Source organism: Pseudoxanthobacter soli DSM 19599 (assembly GCF_900148505.1).
Taxonomy (GTDB): domain Bacteria; phylum Pseudomonadota; class Alphaproteobacteria; order Rhizobiales; family Segnochrobactraceae; genus Pseudoxanthobacter; species Pseudoxanthobacter soli.
Genome location: NZ_FRXO01000027.1, coordinates 1 through 1,085 on the forward strand (window position 1 = coordinate 1; position 1,085 = coordinate 1,085).

The following is a 1,085-nucleotide window of genomic DNA, read 5'->3' on the forward strand; positions in this document are numbered from 1 at the left end:
GGTTCGGTGACGCTTGGCGGCAAGGCGCTGACGCTGACGGCGGGGACGGGCACGTTCTCGGGCGTGATCTCGGGCGCGGGCTCGCTGACGCAGTCGGGAACCGGGACTCAGGTTCTGTCCGGCGCGAACACATACACCGGCGGGACGACGGTCTCGTCCGGCGCGACGCTGAAGCTCTCGGCGGCGGGTTCGATCGCATCGTCGAGTGTTGTGACGGCGACGGGTACGTTCGACATCAGCGGGACGACGAGCGGTACATCGTCAATCAAGAGCCTGGCGGGCTCGGGCGCGGTGACGCTTGGCGGCAAGGCACTGACGCTGACGGCGGGTAACGACACGTTCTCGGGCGTGATCTCGGGGGCGGGTTCGCTGACGCAGTCCGGAACCGGCACCGAGACTCTGTCCGGTGTGAACACGTACACCGGCGTGACGTTGGTCTCGTCGGGCGCGACGCTCGCGCTGTCTGGGACGGGTTCGATTTCGACCTCGACCCGGGTGTCGGTGGCGGGCACGTTCGACATCAGCGGCACAACGAGCGGGGCCTCGATCAAGAGCCTGGCGGGCTCGGGCGCGGTGACGCTTGGGGGCAAGGCGCTGACGCTGACGGCGGGCAACGATACGTTCGATGGCGTGATCTCGGGCACGGGCACGGTGACGGTGTCCGGCGGGACGCAGATTCTCTCGGGCGCGAACACGTACACGGGGTCGACGACGATCTCGTCGGGCGCGACACTGAAGCTTTCGGGACCGGCTTCGATCGCCTCTTCGAGCGGTGTGACGGCGACGGGCACGTTCGACATCAGCGGGACGGGCGGGACCCCGATCAAGAGCCTGGCGGGTGCCGGCACGGTGACGCTGGGGTCTCAGGCGCTGACGCTGACGGCGGCGGCGGGCACGTTCTCCGGCGCGATCGGCGGCACGGGCGCGCTGACGGTGTCCGGCGGCACCGAGACGCTGTCCGGCGTGAACACGTACACGGGGGCGACGACGGTGTCGTCCGGCGCGACGCTCGCGCTGTCTGGGACGGGTTCGATTGCGACCTCCAGCCTTGTGACGGCGACGGGCACGTTCGACATCAGCGGGAC

General features: G+C 69.4%; 1 protein-coding gene. It reads left to right on the forward strand.

Annotated elements, in window-relative coordinates:
* On the forward strand, positions 1 to 1,085 hold a 1,085-nt coding region (locus BUF17_RS21970; RefSeq protein ID WP_175563777.1), incomplete at both ends, for an autotransporter-associated beta strand repeat-containing protein.